22 protein-coding genes and 2 pseudogenes are annotated in these 22,959 nt (G+C 36.4%); 6 read left to right on the top strand and 18 right to left on the bottom strand.

Annotated elements, in window-relative coordinates; all coding sequences use genetic code 11:
• Window positions 1–126 precede the first annotated feature (126 nt).
• The 7 genes and pseudogenes from RFH42_RS09220 to arsC form a co-directional block, all read right to left on the bottom strand.
• Entirely contained in the window at window positions 127–657 is a 531-nt protein-coding gene (locus tag RFH42_RS09220; RefSeq protein WP_308975297.1) for a hypothetical protein, read from the bottom strand.
• Window positions 658–1,279: 622 nt separating this feature from the next.
• Window positions 1,280–2,560: pseudogene (locus RFH42_RS09225) on the bottom strand (VENN motif pre-toxin domain-containing protein); the annotation flags it as partial.
• A gap of 212 nt (window positions 2,561–2,772) precedes the next feature.
• On the bottom strand, window positions 2,773–3,840 hold the full coding sequence (locus tag RFH42_RS09230) for an ArsO family NAD(P)H-dependent flavin-containing monooxygenase (RefSeq protein ID WP_308975299.1): 1,068 nt from the start codon (window positions 3,838–3,840) through the stop codon (window positions 2,773–2,775).
• Window positions 3,841–3,983: 143 nt separating this feature from the next.
• Entirely contained in the window at window positions 3,984–4,688 is a 705-nt protein-coding gene (gene arsH / locus RFH42_RS09235; protein WP_308975300.1) for an arsenical resistance protein ArsH, read from the bottom strand.
• A gap of 4 nt (window positions 4,689–4,692) precedes the next feature.
• The gene (gene arsB, locus RFH42_RS09240) at window positions 4,693–5,733 is read right to left on the bottom strand and encodes an ACR3 family arsenite efflux transporter (RefSeq protein ID WP_308975301.1); all 1,041 of its coding nucleotides are present in this window, start codon (window positions 5,731–5,733) and stop codon (window positions 4,693–4,695) included.
• Window positions 5,734–5,783: 50 nt separating this feature from the next.
• A complete protein-coding gene (locus RFH42_RS09245; RefSeq protein WP_308975302.1) occupies window positions 5,784–6,104 on the bottom strand; it encodes a metalloregulator ArsR/SmtB family transcription factor in 321 nt (106 codons plus the stop codon).
• A 52-nt stretch (window positions 6,105–6,156) separates the two neighbouring features.
• Window positions 6,157–6,591, bottom strand: a complete 435-nt coding sequence (arsC, locus tag RFH42_RS09250) for an arsenate reductase (glutaredoxin) (RefSeq protein WP_308975303.1) — start codon at window positions 6,589–6,591, stop codon at window positions 6,157–6,159.
• Between the two features lie 143 nt (window positions 6,592–6,734).
• On the opposite strand from arsC, the pseudogene RFH42_RS09255 reads away from it, so the two are divergent.
• A pseudogene (locus tag RFH42_RS09255) lies at window positions 6,735–7,682 on the top strand (IS5 family transposase).
• Between the two features lie 154 nt (window positions 7,683–7,836).
• Here the strand turns inward: RFH42_RS09255 and RFH42_RS09260 are convergent.
• From RFH42_RS09260 to RFH42_RS09270, 3 genes are all read right to left on the bottom strand, one after another.
• Complete coding sequence (locus RFH42_RS09260; RefSeq protein WP_308975304.1) at window positions 7,837–8,250, bottom strand: hypothetical protein; 414 nt, start codon at window positions 8,248–8,250, stop codon at window positions 7,837–7,839.
• 289 nt (window positions 8,251–8,539) lie between these two features.
• Window positions 8,540–9,073 (bottom strand): hypothetical protein, encoded by a 534-nt coding sequence (locus RFH42_RS09265; RefSeq protein WP_308975305.1) that lies wholly within the window; start codon window positions 9,071–9,073, stop codon window positions 8,540–8,542.
• Between the two features lie 336 nt (window positions 9,074–9,409).
• The gene (locus RFH42_RS09270) at window positions 9,410–9,775 is read right to left on the bottom strand and encodes a DUF6984 family protein (protein ID WP_308975306.1); all 366 of its coding nucleotides are present in this window, start codon (window positions 9,773–9,775) and stop codon (window positions 9,410–9,412) included.
• Window positions 9,776–10,383: 608 nt separating this feature from the next.
• On the opposite strand from RFH42_RS09270, the gene mutS reads away from it, so the two are divergent.
• The gene (gene mutS / locus RFH42_RS09275) at window positions 10,384–13,008 is read left to right on the top strand and encodes a DNA mismatch repair protein MutS (RefSeq protein WP_308975307.1); all 2,625 of its coding nucleotides are present in this window, start codon (window positions 10,384–10,386) and stop codon (window positions 13,006–13,008) included.
• Between the two features lie 64 nt (window positions 13,009–13,072).
• Here the strand turns inward: mutS and RFH42_RS09280 are convergent, their stop codons facing one another.
• Complete coding sequence (locus RFH42_RS09280; protein WP_308975343.1) at window positions 13,073–13,858, bottom strand: DUF481 domain-containing protein; 786 nt, start codon at window positions 13,856–13,858, stop codon at window positions 13,073–13,075.
• A gap of 529 nt (window positions 13,859–14,387) precedes the next feature.
• Between RFH42_RS09280 and RFH42_RS09285 the strand changes: the two genes are divergently transcribed.
• The 4 genes from RFH42_RS09285 (at window position 14,388) to RFH42_RS09300 (ending at window position 17,922) form a co-directional block, all read left to right on the top strand.
• On the top strand, window positions 14,388–15,569 hold the full coding sequence (locus tag RFH42_RS09285; protein WP_308975308.1) for a Bcr/CflA family efflux MFS transporter: 1,182 nt from the start codon (window positions 14,388–14,390) through the stop codon (window positions 15,567–15,569).
• 425 nt (window positions 15,570–15,994) lie between these two features.
• Window positions 15,995–16,318 (top strand): ferredoxin FdxA, encoded by a 324-nt coding sequence (gene fdxA / locus RFH42_RS09290; protein WP_086197921.1) that lies wholly within the window; start codon window positions 15,995–15,997, stop codon window positions 16,316–16,318.
• 133 nt (window positions 16,319–16,451) lie between these two features.
• Window positions 16,452–17,165 carry a D-Ala-D-Ala carboxypeptidase family metallohydrolase gene (locus RFH42_RS09295; RefSeq protein ID WP_308975344.1) on the top strand — a complete coding sequence of 238 codons (714 nt, stop codon included), beginning with the start codon at window positions 16,452–16,454 and terminating at the stop codon, window positions 17,163–17,165.
• 91 nt (window positions 17,166–17,256) lie between these two features.
• Entirely contained in the window at window positions 17,257–17,922 is a 666-nt protein-coding gene (locus RFH42_RS09300) for an O-methyltransferase (protein ID WP_308975309.1), read from the top strand.
• Window positions 17,923–18,235: 313 nt separating this feature from the next.
• On the opposite strand, the gene RFH42_RS09305 is transcribed toward RFH42_RS09300, so the two are convergent.
• The 7 genes from RFH42_RS09305 to RFH42_RS09335 form a co-directional block, all read right to left on the bottom strand.
• Window positions 18,236–19,078 carry a universal stress protein gene (locus tag RFH42_RS09305; RefSeq protein WP_308975310.1) on the bottom strand — a complete coding sequence of 281 codons (843 nt, stop codon included), beginning with the start codon at window positions 19,076–19,078 and terminating at the stop codon, window positions 18,236–18,238.
• Between the two features lie 136 nt (window positions 19,079–19,214).
• A complete protein-coding gene (locus RFH42_RS09310; RefSeq protein WP_308975345.1) occupies window positions 19,215–19,832 on the bottom strand; it encodes an acyltransferase in 618 nt (205 codons plus the stop codon).
• Between the two features lie 55 nt (window positions 19,833–19,887).
• A complete protein-coding gene (locus RFH42_RS09315; protein WP_308975311.1) occupies window positions 19,888–20,472 on the bottom strand; it encodes an IMPACT family protein in 585 nt (194 codons plus the stop codon).
• Between the two features lie 61 nt (window positions 20,473–20,533).
• Entirely contained in the window at window positions 20,534–21,280 is a 747-nt protein-coding gene (gene lptB / locus RFH42_RS09320) for an LPS export ABC transporter ATP-binding protein (protein ID WP_308975312.1), read from the bottom strand.
• Window positions 21,280–21,846 (bottom strand): lipopolysaccharide transport periplasmic protein LptA, encoded by a 567-nt coding sequence (gene lptA / locus RFH42_RS09325; protein ID WP_308975313.1) that lies wholly within the window; start codon window positions 21,844–21,846, stop codon window positions 21,280–21,282. Before lptA ends, lptB begins: the two co-directional genes overlap by 1 nt.
• Complete coding sequence (gene lptC / locus RFH42_RS09330; RefSeq protein ID WP_308975314.1) at window positions 21,833–22,378, bottom strand: LPS export ABC transporter periplasmic protein LptC; 546 nt, start codon at window positions 22,376–22,378, stop codon at window positions 21,833–21,835. Before lptC ends, lptA begins: the two co-directional genes overlap by 14 nt.
• Before the next feature lie 39 nt (window positions 22,379–22,417).
• Window positions 22,418–22,957 (bottom strand): KdsC family phosphatase, encoded by a 540-nt coding sequence (locus RFH42_RS09335; protein WP_308975315.1) that lies wholly within the window; start codon window positions 22,955–22,957, stop codon window positions 22,418–22,420.
• Window positions 22,958–22,959 lie beyond the last annotated feature (2 nt).

Here is a 22,959-nt window from a genome sequence, read left to right on the forward strand (position 1 = left end):
TTTGCTAGTGGATTTTGGCTATAAATACGCGTCGCAGTAACAAGTAAAGTTAAATAAAGGTGACTGCGGAAATAGTCACCTTGAATGGTCTGAAAAATTAAGTCATATTTACAGAGTCAAGCAGGGTTAACTTAAAATACCACCTTTTTCCAATAATATATTAATAACATCTTCTTTTTTACCATCAGCATAAGGTATTAAATATACTCTTTTTCCAACTTTAACACCAATGTAGTGATAATAAACTCTTTTAAAATATTCTAAATGTCCTTTGTTTTTAAAACCAAGTTTATTTTCATCCAATATAATTTCAAAACTCTTCAAGTAAATATCCTGTCCACCTAAGATTCGTATCAATGTTCCTCTATTATTTTCATCAACCTCAAAAACCACTTTCCAATACTCCTTTAAAATATTAGAAAATATTATCATTATGCACAAAATACCTAAAAAAAATGGAAATAAGTAATATAGTGAAATTTGAATCCCATCAAAATAATAAATACCTCTTTCAGAATTCAATACTGCATGCCCAAGGCCTGTAGAAGTTATTAAAAAAAATATAAGACCATAAATTTCACCTTTCATAGTTTTTATACAAGACTCATCAATTAGCCCGTCATAAATATCTACTTCAAATTGATCATTTTTTCCCATTTGGATTTCCCTGTTGTGCTGGTTTCTTTTCGTACTTTTTAATCACCTGATCAATTGTGGTTGTAGTAGCAGTTGATGGGACATACAACAAAGTAAATTGGCATGAGTTTCCACATCCAGCAGATCCTAATTTTGCTCCAGCTGTACCAAAAATACCAGATGCTACTGCAGATGATGCATTAGCTTTTCCTTCGGCCGCATATTGTGTAGAGTAAGCCCCTGCAACAGAGCCTCCACCAATTAAAACTGGATTTTTAAATGTTGTTACAGCCGCACCTGTGGCAGCACCACCACCAGTATATATCAACATTTTGCTCAATTTCATTTCACCTTTAGGAGTTGTAAGTATATAAGTCAAAAGGTTAGATCCACCACCAATTGCTGCTCCAGTCAAAGCTGTACCTCCTATCACTTCAGGAGCTAAGCCAACTGATCCAAGAGCCACAGATCCGTAAACAAGACCTTTCGTATATGCTTCCCCGTTGAAATCTCGACCTCTAATTTCTTTTGAAATGGCTTGCTGAATCTGTGCATCAGTCTGCCCTTTTTTCTGGCCATCCTGAATAATTGATTCTATATTCTGCACTGTCTGAGGATTAACGTTAATAAAGTTATATTGATCGTTATTCTCCACCGCATTTTGAGCACCTTGCCCACTTTGTACTGCAGTTGAAATATCACCAGACGCCGCACCACCGATACCTGTAGCCACTAAACCAGTGATCGCACTAATCGTTGATTTCTCTTCGGCTGTTAAATCACTTGCTTTTTTACCATATAAGAAGTTGGATAAGACTGGAGCAGCAGCTTCAGCTCCACCAGTAGTGAGTCCTGCTGTCAGGGCATCATTACCACCTGCAGCAGCTACGGCTGCACCTAATACTGTATGGGCAAGGATATGTGCGCTAGAGCCTTCTGTAGCTTTTGCTTTAAAGTATTGTCCAATCTCGTAACTCGCAACTGGACTTAAACTTGATGTAGCGATACCCAAGCCACTATTGGTCGGTGCCGAAAGCCCAGAAGCAACAACATCAAGTAACACACCTAACTGCTGATAGTTTTCAACTTTCTTATCATAAGCACTTAACTGTTCTTGCTCCTCTGTTGTCAAAGCCACCTTATTTTTCTGTTTATCTAAAATCGATTGATTTTCAGATTTAGCTTGATCTATCTTTTTATTGATTTCAGCTTTCACTTCTTGACGGTTTTGATCAAAACGCTTAGTCACCTCAACCTGAGTATTAATCTCCTTCTGGACTTTATCTTTATCAAAGTTATTGGCCAATGCACCACTATGTTCACGGGCATTATCAGTCGTCACTTGAGTAAGAATATCTTGCTTGGTTTGCTCAGCAGTTTTACCTGTTAATTGTTGCTGCACTTGCTCATCTTTAATAATGATGTTTTGAGTGTTAATGCCACTATGCGTTGTGCTCTTATCCTTCGCGCTATCTAAGCCAAAACCAATTGATTTATTCACAGCATTTTGTGGGCGACCTTCTTTATCTTGGGCCTTGCCATCCCAACCACCTTTAACTGTTGCACTGCCACTGATCCCGATACTTTTAGCATCATATTCACTGATATTGTGAATATCTGAACTGGTTAAAGTGCCTGTCTCTAAACGGTTCTTACCGAGGTCTTCTGCCTTTTGTGTTGAAGTAATTAAGGCACCTTTAAGATCGGTATTTTTATCCACCTTAATCTGGTAACCATCATCACCAGCAAATACCCCAGACTGCTCATTCACTGAAGCATAGTTAGCATTAATATTTGATTTACTAAAACTACCCGATGCCGAGAAACCATAACCAACCGTTACCTGCCCCTCAACATTTTGCTGTTTGCTCTTATAGGTTGCTTTGTCTTGTAAACTCTCAACATTCAACTCTTTGGCTGCAATATTATGTAAATGATCTCTACAACGATTTGCAATCTAGAAATGTAAAGTACATACACGCTTTTTTATTCTTTTCTAAGGGACATTCCTCTAAAGGTTCACCATGCAAATGACCCATTACTTACTCACTAATGGTTTTATACTGTAATGAGAAACTAAAACCTCCGTAACCTATGGATAAGATGCCCCATAAGACTAGTCCAACTCTATACTTCTTAAATATCAGCCAAATAAGTAGATATTTGCTCCACAATGTCTCTAGCTGTTCTAGAAACACCTATTAGAGTCGCAGATGCTATACCTGTCCATTCCCCATATCCAACCAACCAAAGGTTATTTATTTTTGTGGATCGACCATCTTGAACAGCAACGGTCTGATTCGCTTCCACTACATCAAGATTTTTTAAATGATGAAGTGAAGCTTTGAATCCTGTACACCAAATCACAGCATCAACGTCTTGTGTTGAACCATCACTCCAAATAACAGAATGCTCAGTAAACTCTCGAAAAGGTGCTCTACTATGTAATACACCCCGTTCGCGTGCTGCTTTCACACTATCAATCATGACAATATCACCAAGCCCCCCAACAGGCTGGTCGATCTTTCGCCCTTGCTGTTGTGCTTTTAATCGCTCAGTTGCCCGAAGAAATAAGACACGCCCATCCACATCATCTGCTAAAAACTGAGGAGGTGTCGTCGTTACCCAAGTTGTATGTGCAACTTTTGAAACCTCAGCTAAAATTTGTGCACCTGAATTGCCACCACCAACAACCAATACATTTTTTTTAATAAAAGCTTGTTCATTAACATAGTGGGCTGAATGAACTTGTATCCCTCTAAAACATTCTTGCCCCTTATAATGCGGAATATAAGGTTGGCTCCATGTCCCTGTTGCACTCACGACAGCCTTCGCTCTCCAATATATTTCACCTGAATATACATCTAAATAATCATTTTTTTGTTCGATACGATCTACATGCACAGGTCTAATGATTGGAAACTGATATCGTTGTTCATATGCCGTTAGATATTCAATCACTTCATTTCGAGTGGGATAGGTTTGCTCAGTTGATGGCATCATCCAACCAGATAAAGAACTCCAAGTGTTTGGTGAAAAAAGACGTAAAGATTCCCAAGCATGTGACCAGGCACCGCCGGCTTGTGGTTGATCATCTAAAATAACAAATGGAATTTTTTTACGTCTCAAAAAATAGGCTGTAGCAAGTGCAGCCTGACCGCCACCGATAATAATGACATCAATATCACTTTGTAATTGAGCCAAGATATTCCCCTATATTATTTACCATCATCAATATAATCTTCCTCTTGAGTTACACTCACTAGAACGTTTTATAATAATGATCAGCAGCACATTCACTATTCTAAATTCATCAAAATATCTCTTTGGTATTTTGTCAGCCACACTTATAAACTACGTTGATTTACTCGCTTAGATAACGCTTCAGCAGACTCCTTTCTTTCTGAATATCGATCAGTTAGGTAATCACTTTGTCCACGAGTGAGTAATGTAAATTTATATAGTTCTTCCATAACATCTACAATTCGGTCATAAAGAGCTGACGGTTTCATTCTTCCATCTTCTTCAAACTCTAAAAATGCTTTAGGAACAGATGATTGGTTTGGTATGGTAATCATCCGCATCCAACGTCCCAAAATACGCATTTGATTCACACTGTTAAATGACTGTGAGCCACCACTGACTTGCATGAGGGCCAAGGTTTTACCTTGAGTTGCACGAATGGCTCCCCCAGCCAATGGAATCCAATCTATTTGTGCTTTAAAAATTGAACTCATTGAGCCATGTCGTTCTGGTGAACACCACACCATCCCTTCTGACCAAGCAAGCAACGCATGCAATTCTTTGACTTTTGGATGATCTACGTCAGTATCTTCAGGTAAAGGCAAACCTTTTGGGTGAAAAATTTTTACTTCAGCGCCAAATTTCTCCAAGATTCGTCCTGCTTCCATCACAGCAAATCGACTATATGAACGTTCACGATTAGATCCATATAATAATAAAATACGTGGTGGATAATTCAGATCTTTTGCTTGGATTTTCTCAAAAGTTGGTTGATCAAGCAAATTAACATCAATATTTGGGAAATTCATATCATTACGCCGCTTTAAAATACTTCTTTCTTAACCACAATGAGACACTAACCAATGCAATAAGCACTGGGACTTCAACCAAAGGACCAATTACTGTAGTAAATGCAACAGGTGAGGCTAAACCAAAAGTTGCAATCGCAACAGCAAGTGCCAGTTCAAAGTTATTACCAGCAGCTGTAAAGGAAATTGCGGTGGTTTTTGAATAATTATTTCCCATCCACTTACTCATAAAGAAGCTAACGAAAAACATCGTCACAAAGTAAATAGTGAGTGGAATTGCAATACGAAGAACATCAAGAGGTAAACTAACAACGTCATTACCTTTTAAGCTAAACATGGCAACGATTGTGAATAATAAGGCAAATAAACTCAGAGGGCTAATTTTTGGCAAAAAGACATTTTTATACCACTGCAAACCTTTTGCTTTCACTAAAATAAAACGAGACATAAAGCCAAGAAAAAATGGAATACCTAAATAGACCAGTACAGCATGAGTAATGGTCCAAAAGTCTACATTAATGACCTGCCCAGCAACGCCCAAATAAGGTGGTAAGAAAGTCAAAAATATCCAAGCATAACTACTAAAGAATAAAATTTGAAAAATACTGTTAAAAGCAACTAACGCTGCAACGTATTGATTATCACCACAAGCCAAACCATTCCACACCAAAACCATAGCAATACAACGTGCTAAACCAATCAAGATTAAACCTGTCATGTATTCAGGATAACTATGTAAAAAAATGATAGCTAAGGCAAACATCAAAACAGGTGCGATGAGCCAGTTTTGTACTAAGGATAATGTTAGTGTTTTCTTATCGTTAAATACTTGTGGCAAAGCTGCATAATCCACTTTAGCCAAAGGTGGATACATCATCAAAATCAATCCTATCGCAATCGGAATATTGACTGAATTCACACTCATTTTGTCCAAAGCAATAGAAGCTTGCGGAAAGAACACACCTATCGCAATCCCTAATGCCATGGCAATAAAAATCCATAGCGTGAGATTGCGATCTAAAAAGGATAATTTGTGTTGAGCCATGCTATTCTCATTCAATATGTGAAATTTAATGGATTGCAGCAATCATTGTCTTACTCACAATAACTATTGATCTGCGCAAAAATGCTTTCATTTTGGGATTGTATATTTGCATTTTTAAGCGTGCTTAATATCTCTAAACACCAGGCTGGCAAGTTTGGGTTAAGACTGTAATATACCCATTGCCCTTGTCTTCGGTCTTGCAACATACCCGAAGTACGAAGTAAGGCGAGATGTCTTGAAATCTTGGGCTGACTAAGTGCTAACTTCTCAGTTAAATCACAAACACACTGTTCATTATTAATAACCACCAACATCATGATATTGAATCTGGTTTCATCAGCTAAACATTTAAAAAAGTTAATTTGATCCATGTTTACTCCATATATATGTACATACTAATATCCATATATTTTATTCAAATTTTTATTTCAATCTTTCCCCATGAACACCAACAACTTGTTCACCATCTTCCTTAGTGAAAGCCCCTCTTTGTGGTAAAGGTAATATATCCAATACGACTTCAGATGGACGACTCAATCTGGTCCCCAAATCAGTAATCACAAATGGACGATTAATTAGGATAGGATATTCAAGCATAAAACCGAGCAACTGTTGGTCTGTCCAGTCATTACGCTCTAGCTCTAAATCACGAAAAGGATCAACGTTCTTACGAATAGCATCCCTTACTGTTAAATGAGCATCTTGAATCAATTTAACGAGTTCATCGTAACTTGGGGGTGTAACGAGATACTCAATGACGATCGGCTCGATTCCTGCATTACGAATCAAAGCCAAGGTATTTCTAGACGTTCCACAAGCTGGGTTGTGATAAATCTTAACTTTTGGAGTAGCAGACATTTGCTCAAACTCAGTTGAAACTTTACATATATTTATATACGAATATACATATATGTGCAATATCACATATATCTCTTTCTAATAGTAAGGGCTTTGTTGCATAAACCTACCCTTAAGGGCTTCTTCAGCAATATAATTTTCAAATGAAGAAGCCTACACACAAAATCTACCGCACAACCAATTGGCCCACATATAACCGAGCTCTCATTAATCGAGGAAATATCACCATTTGGTTTGATCCAAAAACACAATGGTATGCTCATTCCAAGGCCAAACAAGGGCGAAATCAAACTTATTCTGATTCAGCAATTCAATGCTGTTTGATGATTAAATCTCTATTTCGACTTTCTTTACGTATGGTCATAGTATTTGTGCAAAGCCTTATTCAACTCAGTGGGTTAAGTTGGACAGCACCAGATTATTCCACACTTTGCAGACGACAAAAGCAGATTGATATTCTGATCAGCTATCAAAAAATTCATGAAGGATTACATCTATTGATAGACTCAACTGGCCTTAAGTTTCTAGGCGAAGGTGAATGGAAACGCAAAAAACACCAGCCTGAATATCGTCGGCAATGGCGTAAACTACATATTGGTATAGATGCTAAAACCTTGCAAATACGAGCTGTACAGTTGACTACAAATAATGTCAGTGATTCGCAGGTACTTGGTGATTTACTGGATCAAATTCCACTTGATGAGCAGATTGATTTTGTTTATACCGATGGAGCCTATGACACAAAATGTTGTAGACAGGTTATTTCATAACGACAAGCACATGCAGTGATTCCGCCAAGAAAAAATGCGAAGCCTTAGAAAGATACAAAAGTTCACTCTTGGGAGCGAAATGAGGTACTTCGAACAGTTAAGTGTTTAGGCAGAACATTATGGAAAAAATGGTCAGGTTATCATCGACGCAGTTTGGTGGAAACCAAGATGCATTACATCAATCTTGCGAAGCAGTGCTTCTCAAGCGATAAACTGAGTGCAAGGAACTTTGACAGCCAAGTGAATGAGATTCACGTACGTGTGGCAGTACTCAATAAATTTACTGAATTAGGTTGTCCTCATACCCAAGTTGTAACTTAAATATGAATAGTCTTAGGATTGCTTTAACTCATACATCTTTGTGCAACAAAGCCATATTAAATACCTCATATTTCACCACTCAAATTAGATTATTACTATCAAAAAACAACTAAGAGTTTAACAACATTAATAAACCCATTCCAAAGTATTCAGATCACATTAAATCGTAATAGTTTCCTGTAATTTTCATAGGACATTTTAAAAACTTTATTTCGTTATAAAAATCATCGTAATTCTTTATTTCATAATAAGTATCAAAACCAGAAACGACACCTTGATAATCAATAAAATAACTCTTTTCAAAAAAATTTATTTTCACCCTCATACCACCTTCCGCATATTTTTTTTCAGTCAATTTCAAATGTTTTTCAAACTCTTTTTTTGAAATCCCCCCATAACACCAGGCCTTTTTCTCAATGGAAAATACTGAAACAGATGTTAATAAATCAACATTTAAAGGTATTAAATATACATCGCCCAAATTATCATCATAGCGATCAACAGCTGGCTGAGAGAAAGCCATTTCATTAAAAAACAAAAAAGCTACAATAAATCTTATAGTATTCATTCGAAGCCATATAAATTATAAAAAAGTAATTATACAAGTACTGAAATTTAAATTTCCAACTTTAAATTACTTTAATCACTCAACACAACATAATACTATTAACTTATATTTAAATTCCCACTGCTCATAACTTTTCGTTTTATTAAATGACTCCAACTCTGATTGCTTGAAATGAGTGCGCATAGGTTGTTTCTTTGAAGAACTTTTCACCCCACAAATGCCACCTTCTACAGCATAAATCAATACAAATGGGTGATTCGTCATTGAATCATTATTTAACTAAAAATCACTATTTCTTACCCTTAATAAAATCACTTGATTTCGGGAATTTTTTAGGATCTTCTCCAAAATATTTAATTAACTCATAGTATGCATCTTTTTCACCTAATTCATATGCTTTCAAAAAATAATATATAGCCATACTCTTTATCATATTGTCCTCACTCCACACTGGAGGAGAACTTATATCATTCAACTTATCTGAATCCGATACAAAATCGTACTTATATTTTACTAAGTCTGGATCTGAATACATATCCATCCCTAAGAAATAATATGCTATAGAACAGTTATATTTATATGCCATGATCTGAGTTTCATAAAAAAGTGCAGTTGTCTTACCAGAAAATGTACTGTTTATGATGGCGTTATGAAAACTATCACAATCTCCATAATTTAATGATTTATCCAGTAAATCATTCATTTTTTCATCCGAATAAATAATGACACTTGAATCAACTGCATTACTTATCTCATTAGTTTCACTCGTACTTTTTTTATCTACATCTACTTTATCAGATGAATCACAGCTTGTTATAATCATGAAGACTGATATTAAAAACAATGAATTTATGTACCTCTGCATACTTATTTACCCTTATTTCATTTTGAGGAAATTTTACTAAATGAATGGCACTGGAATTACAGCCGACCTATCTTCTTATACACCAATGATGCCTTCCTAATGCAGACTTTTCACCAGTAACATCTTGACCCTGTGCAATTTCACGCCCTAATGTGTTAACCGCCTTAGGATAGCAAAGCGTGATGTATCAATAATAATTATTATAAAACTCAAAAAAAAAATCAGTATTTTTTCTATCAACAATTTCTTGATGATTTAAGTTATTATTACCAAATTTAAAACTTAAACAATTTTTCATTTTAATGATCTTCTAAAAGTTACTTCAACAATGTTGTCATTTTCTCCTAAATGGCCTTTTAATGGCTTGAAATCCTCTGTAAATGCATCTAACTGATATAAAATACCATGATTATCTAATGACAATTCCAGCATAATATTTCTTTCATCAATATCATTTACTACTGCTTCTAACAAAACATTTCCAAATTTACGATCTTTTTTTTCGTCAAAAACAAACTCAATTGAGCCCATTTCTCCATCACTTAATTCTTCAACATAAATATCCAAAAAAGATTTATTATTTAAAATAATGCTTTTATCGCCAATATTTTCAAAAAACTTATTCAATAAATTAATCTCCGAATCAAATAGTTTTCTCATATTAAACTCCATTCAACTATTCGTTGAATTCTAACTTCAGTCGAATTAATCTGATACAAAGTATATTGAATTTGATCCCCTTGTACATCAATCTCCTAAAACCCACTGAACTGTAGTGATCAACTAAAAGTGGGCACAATTTTAAGATATTCCTCACGAGCTTCAGCTAAAGATATCGTTGGGTAGTTTCGCGATGTAATTTTCTTCAGTGAATTATCAATGGGACTCCGATAACGATAAACAAAACTTTTAAGACCAATTTTACCGCATGTCACTCTTAGGCTTGCATACTCCCCAATATCAACTTTGTTAGAATCACCAACTTTTATCTTTTTATAGCATATGCAAACAATGCAACTTAAGGTTTGGTTATTATTTCCGCACTCTTCCCCCTATTCCTTTTTGTGAATTAATCTCAATTTGCTAAGATGACAACCGTGAGAAGCAAAAACCCATTTCTAAAACACTAATGAGCTAAATCTACCGCACTAGAAATATACTTTTTAACCGGTTTGGATTTTATCTGCTCAGATTTCATTAGACTTGGTTAGACAGCAAAGCTTTCAATCAATAGATTTTTATTATTTATATTTAAGGACTTATACTAAATGAATAGCACTGAAATACCAGCTGATCTGTCTTCCCATACGCCAATGATGCAGCAATATCTCAAAGTAAAAATGCAACATCCCCATTCCTTATTGTTTTATCGTATGGGGGATTTTTATGAACTCTTTTTTCATGATGCACATAAGGCAGTAAAACTACTTGGTATTAGCCTTACCCACCGTGGTAAAAGCAATGGTGAACCCATTCCAATGGCTGGAGTGCCTTATCATGCAGCCGAAGGCTATCTTGCCCGTTTAGTCAAAAAGGGTGAAACCGTCGTAATTTGTGAGCAAGTCGGTGAAGTTACTGGAAAGGGTCCTGTAGAGCGCGCAGTAGTTCGTATTCTTACTCCAGGCACATTAACTGATGATGCACTACTCAGCAGCCATCAAAATTCACATCTGGTGTCTTTATGTTTACAACAAAATCAAATTGGGATTGCACTACTAAATCTTAGTTCTGGGGTTTTTAAGGTTCAACAACAAAACTACCAAGCAGAAAGTCTAGCACTTGAATTAGCACGACTCATGCCAAGTGAAATTATTATTGATGAAGATCTTATTGATCAAAACATTATAGAACAAATCAAAAAATACTTAGATTGTCCTATTAGTAAACGACCTAATGTAGACTTTAATTTAAATAATGCTCAAAAAACATTATGTGACCAATTACAAGTAAGTAGTTTATCAGGCTTTGGTATTGATCATTTACCACTTGCCAAGGCTGCTGCTGCTGCACTTATTCACTACGCCAAAGAAACTCAAAAAACAGCTTTACCGCATATTCATTCCATTCAGCTCGAACAAAGTACAGACTTTATTGCGCTTGACCCAGTAACACGTCGTAATCTTGAAATTGTAGATCCCCTATTTGAACACGGCACCTCACTTTTTCAATTGATTAATGATTGTAAAACTTCAATGGGTGGACGTTTACTCAGCCGAACTTTAATGCAACCATTACGTGATACCAAAATACTTGACCAACGTTTAGATGCAATTGAAGCACTAGTCAAAGGTTATCATGAAGCTCCTGTACGAGACGTACTCAAGGAAATTGGTGATATTGAACGAGTACTAGGCCGTGTTGCCTTAGGAAGTGCACGTCCACGTGACTTGGTTCAGTTACGCCAAGCTTGCGCTCAAATTCCAGCATTGCGTCAATCAATTACACCATTATTACAACAAAAAGTCAGCTATTTAGATCAATTAAATCAAGAGCTAGGTGATTTTAAAGCGCTTTATGAGTTATTGATGGCTGCAATTGTTGAAAATCCACCTGTGTTACTACGTGATGGTAATGTTATCGCAGAAGGCTTCGACCCTGAATTAGATGAACTACGTAAAATTCGTGATCATGCAGGACAATTCTTAATTGATCTTGAAATACAAGAACGTGAAAACACTGGCATTAACACACTCAAAATTGGTTATAACCGTGTTAGCGGTTACTACATTGAGCTGACCCGAGCACAGGCTGAACAAGCACCTGATCATTATATCCGTCGCCAAACACTGAAAAATGCTGAACGCTATATCACACCTGAATTAAAAAGCTTTGAAGATAAAGTACTGTCTAGTGAATCACGTGCTCTCGCACGCGAAAAAATGCTATTTGAACAATTATTAGAAAAGTTACGCCAAAATATCGCTCAACTGCAAATGATGAGCAGTGCTATTGCACAAATTGATTTAACTGCTAACTTTGCCTATCAAGCTCGGTTACAACAGTGGAACCGTCCAACATTTACCCCAGACATTGGTATCCAAATCCGTGCTGGTCGCCACCCTGTCGTAGAGTCACTCAGTAAATCTCCTTTTACACCCAATGATACATTACTCGATTATCCACACCGTATGGCGATAATTACAGGTCCTAATATGGGGGGTAAATCTACCTATATGCGACAAACTGCATTAATTTGCTTACTGGCCTATTGTGGTAGTTTTGTCCCAGCACAAGCAGCCAAACTGGGGCCTATTGATCGGATCTTCACACGTATTGGTTCTGCTGATGACCTTTCCACGGGTAAGTCAACCTTTATGGTGGAAATGACAGAAACATCGCAGATTTTACACCATGCTACACATCAATCATTGGTGTTAATGGATGAGGTTGGTCGAGGTACCAGTACCTATGATGGTTTATCCCTTGCTTGGGCTTGTGTACTTGATCTCACTAAACGGATTAAGTGCTTGTGTTTATTTGCTACACATTATTTCGAATTAACTGAACTCAGTCATGAAGCGGGAATCGACAACTACCATGTAACAGCCAAAGAACTCAATGGAAACTTAATTCTGCTCCATAAAGTTCAACAAGGCCCTGCAAGCCAAAGTCATGGCCTACAAGTTGCCAAATTAGCAGGTATTCCAAATACTGTGATTAAAGAAGCTCAAAAGCGTTTGAAAATTTTAGAGAAACAACAACAGCTTCAAGTTAATACCACTGTACAAAATGACTTATTTGCCCCAATTGCAGAATCTACCACACCAATCGTAGAAGTTATTGAGGTGGAAAAAGAATCTCCTGCCCTGGATGCATTAGCTGCCCTTGATGTTGACAATCTAACACCACGTCAAGCTCTTGAAGCACTCTACTCTCTAAAAGCGCAGCTTTAATCAACAAATTGATTTTCGCCAATATAGTCCACTCTCAGGCTATATTGGCAAATTCTTTTATTAATTAATGGCTATAGCGCAGACCAACAGAAAGTAACGAATCTCGGCTATTGCCATCATCAGACTTTAAATCTTTGACTTGATAACTAACTAAGCCTGAAATTGATTTGGTCAAGGCTGCATTTACACTACTACGACTGCGAAAGGTTTGTGCCTTTGCACCATAGGCATAACTTAATCCTTGATTGAAAGAGACAATGTCATTGAACTTATATTGGTAAAATAGTGCAGTTGTACCGATCAATTCATTATAGTCACTATGCTTATGATGCTCTCCATCATCCAGTTTACTAAAACGATAACCAGCACCTAACTCCGTAACCAATTCCTGCTTATCCGTTTTTAATAAATCAAAACCTGCTCCAGCAGTCAACCCAAGCTGATAATCAAAGCTACTTCTTAAATCTTTATCACCTTGTAGTTTTAAAAATTGATATACGTTATCTGAACTTTCTGGGTTACGATGTAATAATTTCCCATATACCATGTAACGCTCTACATTTTTTGCTGCATCACCATCATCGTTAGCAGTCACAGCTTCAGCTTTAAACTCTTGTCCCCAAATTCCAGATTGGTGCTGAAATAAAATATTTGCTGATAAATTTTCCTTAGTATTAGATGAACCATTTGAACGACTACTATTTAATAAATAACTGAGATCACCATCCAATCTAAAGGTTTTATCTTCTTTGATTGCGATTTTACCAACATCTGACCTTGTTGGCCCAAGATCAGCAGCAACACTAAAAGTTGATACAGTTGTTAGTAGAGCCATTACCATTTTACGCATTGTATTCACTGTCTCACTCACTATTTTGTGTTACATTCTAGAAATAACATTTTGATTTTTGAAGTATTTTTTTGTTTAATTCTTCATGAGTACGCATATAAACCCTTAAGCACAAAAACCTTAGTTAAATCACACATCAATGATGAGAAAAATAATCTAGCACCAGACTTCATCGCGAAATGGATCAAATGTATTTTAAAAATACATGAATAACCTTATCTATTTGTAAACATAATTAAGTTGATTTAATTATAATTATTTGAAATTTTATTGAAAAGCATATTGTTAATTTTCTTCAAAAGAATAAAGTAAAAATATAATTACCTTTATTAACATGAATAAAATAATTTATAGCCAATAATTATAAAAAAACAATATCATTATGATCACTTGGTTAAAGTGATCATTCATTTTAATATAATTATTTAAAAATTGATTAGCTAAAAAATCATTATCACCCCACTCAAATAAATAATAAATTATTTTCATTTAAAGCATTAGGTTAAGTTGACTATTGTGAGACTAACATATGAAATTAAGCCAAATTATCATTACAAACGCATGCCTCATCTTGGTCATGGGTTTACTTTCAATAGATATGTATAACCCAGCTTTGCCTGAAATGTCTCGAACACTCAATGTCACAGATGGCCAAATACAATCACTAGTATTTTATTATTTAATTGGTTTTGCGCTATCACAATTAATTTATGGAGCCGTATCTGATCAAAAAGGCCGAGTACCAGTGATTATATTTTCACTAACAGCAACGGCTCTAGCTAATTTTTTATCTTTTTTTGCAGAATCATTTACTCAGCTTTCTATACTTCGGGCCTTAACTGGTATTGCTGCTGGTGGCTGCCCAGTTATTAGTCGAGCCATTTTAAGTGATATATTTAAAGACAAAGTTGAACTTTCTAAAGCATTATCAATCTTCTCAATGGCATCCCAAATTTCACCAGCATTTGCACCTATAATTGGCGCTTATATCTCTGGTTATTTTATTTGGAATTATAATTTCCTTGCATTATCTATCGTTATAATCATAGCCACTTTATTTGTAAAAATCACTTTACCAGAAACAAATATCATTAAGCACAATCATTTAAATCACTGGAGAAATTTTAAAACTCTTTTTAAAGACAGTCATTTTATGATTTATAGCATTGTGTCTGCTATTTTATTTGCAATAACTATTGGTTATTTAACAGCAAATCCATTTATTATACAAAAAGAATATAAATTAAGCTCCCAGCTCAATGGATACTTATTCTTGTTTTATTCATTAGGAATTGTCATCGGATCATTTTTAACAAAAAAACTTCTACAAAATAATCATCCTGAAAAAATATTGCTCAATTCTCTCTTTTATTTGTTTATTATTGGTTCGTTATTTCTAGTCCTTCATTTATTTTTTGATTTTAATTCGACTCCTTTTTTTCTACTTTATGGCTTTTTAATTGCTCTAGGTTGTGGATTAGCATCGCCTCTTTTACTGGGTTTAAGCTTACATTCACATTCACAAATTGCAGGAGTCGGAAGTGCACTACAAGGAAGCTTAAAAATGGCTGGTGCTGCACTCGCCCTATTAATTCTTTCACAAGCAAACACTACCTCCTCCACTGGTCTCATGATTGCCATCTATATCATGTCAATCTTATGCTTAACACTTGTTCGTTTTTTTCAAAATAACGATAAACAGATCCCTTAATTACAGCATTCAGTGTAAATAATGTTCAGAGGTTGAGGATTTGCGCTCTTGATGGCAAAAATGAGCGTTGTAATTCGATCCAATTTTTTAGCACTATGATCTCTGTTTTGTTCAATCGCTATAACTCGTCAGTCGCTTATTTGGCCTTACAGACCCCATAGCATTAAATCTGGTTTACTATTCTTTAAATATACTAAAGCTTTGATACAATTTTTTATCTGCCTTTTACTGTCTGATAAAGAACATCTTAGCTAAAAAGCTCAAATAACAGCCTAATAATGTGTTTTTATTCACTCCAAAAAGCTCATTTTACAAAATAGCAGTGTGATCTATATGAATTATCAGTAAAAGCGATTGTTAGTTAGCAGCTTTTTTGCCTAAAATAGCCACCATTATTAAGAACCGTTTTTTAGGTAGCTGACGCCATGACCTTTGTTGTCACTGAAAATTGTATTAAGTGTAAATATCAAGACTGTGTAGAAGTCTGCCCTGTGGACTGCTTCTATGAAGGACCAAACTTTTTAGTTATCAATCCAGATGAATGCATTGATTGTGCATTGTGTGAACCAGAATGCCCAGCGAATGCAATTTTCTCAGAAGATGAGCTTCCAGAAGGTCAAGAAGTCTTTATTGAACTCAATGCGGACTTGTCACAAAAGTGGCCTAATATTACACAAATTGGTGATCAACCAGCTGATCGCGAAGAGTGGAATGGTAAAACAGATAAATTACAATACCTTGAAAAATAAGTCTGTCTCTACTATAGACCAGCTTTTGCTGGTCTTTTTCATTGAAATGTACAATTACTTGCAAAATAACGCCAACTCCTTTGGAAAACTAAACTAAAATACCCCTTGCTTTTGCATGAGTTATAAATCAAATATGATGAAAATCTTAAAAGGGTTAACGTTAATCAGCTTTGCTGGTATTGGGCTAGCTGCGTGTACTACTGCTCCACAAAAAACAACAGTAAATAATCATAATAATCGTCTTCCGATCCCTCAAGAAAAAGTAAGTATCGAGCAACCTGTTACACCGAAAACAGTGCCAGCCTCATACAACTATTGGCTTTCCGTTGGGGATAATCGTGTTCGTGCACGTGAATATGAACGCTTTTTAGAACAAAATAATGTTGGAAATATTATTCCTAGTTTCGAGTTATTTAAAACTGCTCGTGATTGGCAAAAATGTAATAGTAATGAATATATGGTTCCCAACCGAGAATTATGGCAGAACCAACTACCAACCCTAAAAGTTTTTAAATATTTAGTTGCAGCTAAGGTATTAACTAATTTTGAAGTTACTTCAGTCTATCGCGATCTGACATTAAATCAGTGTGCTGGTGGAGCGCCTTCTTCTCGTCACTTATTTAACTCAGCCATTGATTTTAGGCTTGGTCCAATCTATCCGCATGCGGAAGATTATGCTCGCATTGAAAACTCAAAGTTTAAACTCTGTCAATTTTGGTCACAGTATGGTCAAAGTTTTAATATGGGCTTAGGACTATATGCTTCAGGACAAATCCATATTGATACGCAAGGCTATCGAACTTGGGGCCCTGATCTCACACGTAATAGTTCAATGTGTCAATTTTAAGCTTTGATCATCCAAAGTAAAATATGCAATTGAATTGCGCTCTAGCAATAAAGGATTAAAATGCCTGTAGTTTTAATTGTGGAAAGTTCTTATGCAACAACAGTGGTCTGAGATTGATACTTATATCGAATCTCATTTGCTTCCCCAAGATCCGATCTTAAATCAAACCATACAAAATACGCACGATAAAGGTTTAGCAGAACATCTTGCCGTTGCCCCAAACCAAGGGATGTTATTACAAATGTTGATTCAAATGAATCAATGTAAACGTGTATTAGAGTTAGGAACTTTTGCTGCCTATAGCACAATGTGGTTAGCGCGTGCGCTGCCTGATGATGGATATTTATTAACCATTGAAGGGCGAGAAGCACATGCTCTTGTTGGTCAAGAAAATATCAACAATGCAAAACTTGCTGTTAAAATTGAACTTAAAGTTGGTCGTGCAGCAGACGTATTACGTGAGCTTCCTCCAGATACAGCAGCTTTTGACTTTATTTTTATTGATGCTGATAAACAAAGCTATCCAGAATATATTGATCTATGCCTAGCACATGCTCATTCTGGCACGATTCTGGTCTTAGATAATGTTATTCGTGCTGGTGATATTATTGATCCTTCAAATCATAAACCGAGCATTGAAGGGATTCGCGCTGCCTATAACAAATTGCACAACCATCCTCAGATTTTATCTTGTACAGCTCTTCAAACTGTAGGCTGTAAAGGTCATGATGGTTTTGCCATTGCCATAGTCAAATAACCTCTAGCGCTACTTATCTCAAAGCATAAGTAGCGTCTTTTCCCACAAATTGTAATCCCCACTCCATTAAACCATGCTTAAAGTTATCCCCCTAAGCTGTTTGTAGTACTGTGGATAAACACAAAAATCACCACTAACCCATTGTTATATATGCAATAAAACAATAGGCTGTTTATCAACCAATTTAATTAAAATCGATCAACAATGCTCAATATTTCTATAAATATCTATTAAAGCATGACCTATATAACAGATAAGTGCAAAAAAAATAGGTGGATATAAATACCCACCTATGAATAACTCTAAATTGCTATTACTTCACCACTAATAAAGGCACTGTTGCATGTCTAAAAATTGTTGTTGTCACACTGCCTAAGAAAAATTGATGAATTTTGCTGTGACTAAAAGCACCCAATAAAATAAACTGAATTTGCAACTGTTGTTGATAATCTAAAATATTTTCTGCGACATCACCGTAACGATACTCTACTACGACATCAAGACCAGCATCTTTGAGTACTTGGCTTGGATAATTCAATATCTCAGGATGATCACCAACATATAAGAGATGACATTGTAAATGTCCTAGCAAATCACTTTTCGCCACACGCTCTAACATCTTTTTACACGTTGGAGAGTCTTCATAAGCAAAAATAAAACGTGTTGGCGCTTTAAAGTTTTCACCTACAGCTAGCACTGTACAGTTTGCACCACGAATGAAATTTTCAACATTACTACCAATATATTTTTTTCTTTCTGCGGATTGTTCACCTACACGACCAATCACGACAATATCATCACTTTCCAATACACTAAGACTTTGCTCAAGAAAATCACCCTTCTCTTGCAATTGCTTAGGAACAATCCCATATTTTTCAGTCACCATCTCTGAAATATGTTGAAGCAAAGTATTACTATAATCTAATGCTAATTCGCTTTGCTTTTGCTCTAACTCCGCTAATTCTTTTAATAGCATGGCATTACTTTCAAAGCCAATTACACCACTAATTTCACCCAAATGATAACTCGCAGGGTAATAATCCAAAATTTGCAATAGAACCAACTCACGCCCAGTTTTTGTTGCAATCCAAGCAGCTGCTTCAGCAAGTGCATTAATACAGGGTGAAGAATCTATACAAGCGATTACACGGTTCATATTCACCTCTTCTTAGCTATTAGCTCAAGTGTTGTTCTTACAATTTCATTTTAGGGTTAAATTTTACTCCCCCTATACTCTAATAAATTAGCTATCAACTCAATATATTTTATACTTTTCATAAACTTTAGTGAGATTAGTCACGGTAACGAATAAATCGAGCAGGATTGCCTGCAACGATTTCTCGGCTTGCAACATTTTTAGTAACCATACTTTGCATCCCAACAATGGCATGTGCAGCAATCTGTACACCATCTTTTACCCCTACATGTGCTCCCAACCAAACATCCTGACCAATTTCAATGCCTTGAGAACGCACAGCTTGTTGATATATGGGTTTATCAAGCGCCATACCATGATCAAAAGCATAGAGATGACAATAAGCTGCTATACGAACCTGATCATGCAATATAATGCCCTTACGCCCACCATCTAAGATACAGTGATGATTAATTGCAACTTCATTACCAATTTTCAAAGGGCCATGCAAAGTACAATCTGCGGCAATAAAACTATGATCACCAATCACAATATCACGCCCAGGCTCTGCAAAAATATGTGCTAAAGGTGAAATAAAGCAGTTTTTACCTATATGCACTGTTTCCATTTGCATCAAATAGTCTTGATACTCTTGTTGCCACTGTTCTGCCCAAATTCGGTTTTTAGCTTTTAGACGCCAATATAACCAAGGCATATAATTTAAACGGTATTGATGCTGAGTCCGATATTTTAATAAACGATCATCCTGATCCATTGAGGATGTTAATTCTTGAGTAGCATGCTGATTGGACTGTTGCATAAAAATTAATTCACTTCAGTTCGAGTAATTGAGCACGACCACGACTAACATCTTGTAAACGCAAGGCAAAAGCGGCAACCTGATTGTGTTGTAATTTAAGTTGAACATGAATCCCCTGCTCTAGATACTGTTCACTATATTCAATATCAAGTTGCTTTAACTCATATTGTAAAATAGGCCATTCTGCAAAATTACATTCAAAATAATATTCATGTTTTTCTATAAGTTCAATCTTATTGGCCAGTAATATACATTGCCCCGCACAACCACCATAAGCACGGACTAAACCACCTGTCCCCAATTTAACACCACCAAACCAACGATTAACTAGCACAATCGTATTAGTGAGATCACGTCCCTCAATCGTAGCTAAAATTGGTCGACCAGCAGTTCCTGAGGGCTCACCATCATCATTAAAACGTAATTGATGACCTATTTTCCAAGCCCAGCATTGGTGAGTCGTGGTAATATCTTTGTGCAATGCAAGAAAAGAGCGAACAGCCTCCTCACTATCAACAGGTGCTGCAATGGCTTCGAAACGGCTTTTTTTTATTTCTTCTTGATATCGATAAGTGGTATCTAAAGTAAATGGCATAAACACAACACATTCAAAAATAAAAAACGCGATCAATCAAAATGATCGCGTTTTTTTATGATTAAACAACGAAATCATCGCCCAAATAAACACGGCGCACAGTTTCATTGGATAAAATTTCTGCGGGTGAACCCTCAGCAATAACCGCACCTTCACTGACAATGTAGGCGTGTTCACAAATCGCAAGTGTCTCACGTACGTTGTGATCCGTAATTAATACCCCAATATCGCGATCTTTAAGTGTACGAATAATCTCTTTAATGTCACCAACAGAAATAGGATCTACACCTGCAAAAGGTTCATCGAGTAACATAAACTTTGGATCAGCAGCTAAAGCGCGTGCAATTTCAGCACGGCGGCGCTCACCACCAGACACACTCATACCCAAAGAATCACGGATATGGGTAATTTTAAAATCTTCAAGTAAACGCTGTAATTCTTGTACACGCTGCGCCTTATTTAAGTCCTTACGTGTTTCCAAGATTGCCATAATATTATCAGCGATGCTCAATTTTCTAAAAATTGAAGCCTCTTGAGGTAAATAACCAATGCCTATACGTGCACGTTCGTGCATAGCTAGATCAGAAATATCCAAGTCATCTAAATGAATTTCACCACGGTCCATACGAACCAAGCCAACGACCATATAGAAGCTTGTTGTTTTCCCAGCACCATTGGGGCCTAGTAGACCAACAATTTGTCCACTTTTCATACTAAACGACACATCTTTAACGACCCATCGTTTACTGTAATTCTTCCCCAAATGTTTAATACATAAAATACGTTGTGGACTATTGCTTGACTGCATTAATCTCGCGCTCCTGGGAAGGTTTTGTTAGTAGATGGTGGAATAACAATCTTCACACGACCGCCATTACTTTGCCCTGAACCAGCACCACCATTTGCCTCAACATCACCTTTGTTCATACTATATTTCAAAGTACTACTGCGAATACTTGCACCATTTTGGTCAAGATACGCATTACCACTCATATTTAAAATGCCAGTTTCAGCGTTATAAATAATCTTTTGTGCTTCACCACGGACTAGACCTTTATTACCATCCATTTGCTGCTGAAACTTTGCAGGTGAACCCGTTGCTGTTACTACACTGACTTGCTTATTCGCATTTAGCTGTGCCACGATCGAATTCGCCTGAACCTTCATTGTGCCTTGCTCAATAACAACATTACCACTGTAAGTCGTCAAACCTGTTTTATCATTAAATGTCGCATGATCTGCAACCAATGAAATCGGTTGATTACGGTCAGACTGTAATGCAAAAACAGAAGCAGAAGCGCAGGCCAATGCTGCAACTAAAACACTTTTTTGGCTTAAGCGGGTCAATATCGTAAAGTGATTATTGTGCTGCATAAGTTCCTCGAATATTAGAAAAATCAAATTGACCCTGATTAAGATCTGCTGTTAATCCCTGACTTAAAAACACGCCACCTGGAGATTCAACACGTACTGGATGCTTTGTCTCTAGCGTACCCAATTCAGGATAACCTGTCAGCTCATCGGTAAAAAACTTCAATGGTCCACCAGCACTCGTTTTACTGGCACGGACATTACCACTTAAAATAACTTTTTCATTGTCATTAAAACCGTAGCCTTGATCAGCACGGAAATTGATATCAACCTGATCATTTCGATACATAGATACATTCAGATTGGTCAACTTAGAGCTTTTATCCTGTAAATTTTGCTCAAGATGATCCACTTGGGCACGCACACTAACGATACCCGTTTCATCTGTTTGTAAAAGCTGTACTGCATCGGCGGAATAAGTCATATTCCGCGCAGTATCAACTTTGAGTTTTTGATTTTTACCACTGTAGTAATAATAGCCTCCACTAATCAAGGCAATCACTACGGCTAGGGTATATAAAAGGCGTGTATCCATAAATTGTAGATCACTTGCTTAACGCAGACTCAAGACTGATTAATGTGGGACGGTCAAATATTTTTCAAGTAATTCTTGGTAAACATCTTTGGCTGTCAATAACATATCACAAACTTCACGCACTGCACCACGCCCCCCCATCGCTTGTGTTACAAGATCTGCACGTTTACGCACTTCAACATGACCGTTTGGAACTGTGACTTTCATACCCGCTATAGCAAAAGCAGAAAGATCTGGCCAATCATCTCCCATATAAAGACAATCTTCTGGTCGCAAATCAAATTGAGCACATGCCTCTTTTAATGCAATACCTTTATCTTCTCGGCCTTGGAAAACCAAATCCACGCCTAAATCACTCATCCGCTTATGGACAATTTGGCTCTGGCGCCCTGTAATAATAATTACTTTCATACCCGCCTGTTGCACCAATTTCATACCCAAACCATCTCGGATATCAAATGATTTTATTTCATCACCGGTATTGGTTAAAGTGACAAATCCATCACTAAGAATACCATCTACATCCAATACCAAAGCTTGGATGTCACGTGCTTGTTCTAATAATACATATGAAGACATGA

Source organism: Acinetobacter rudis, from assembly GCF_031157835.1.
Taxonomy (GTDB): domain Bacteria; phylum Pseudomonadota; class Gammaproteobacteria; order Pseudomonadales; family Moraxellaceae; genus Acinetobacter; species Acinetobacter rudis_A.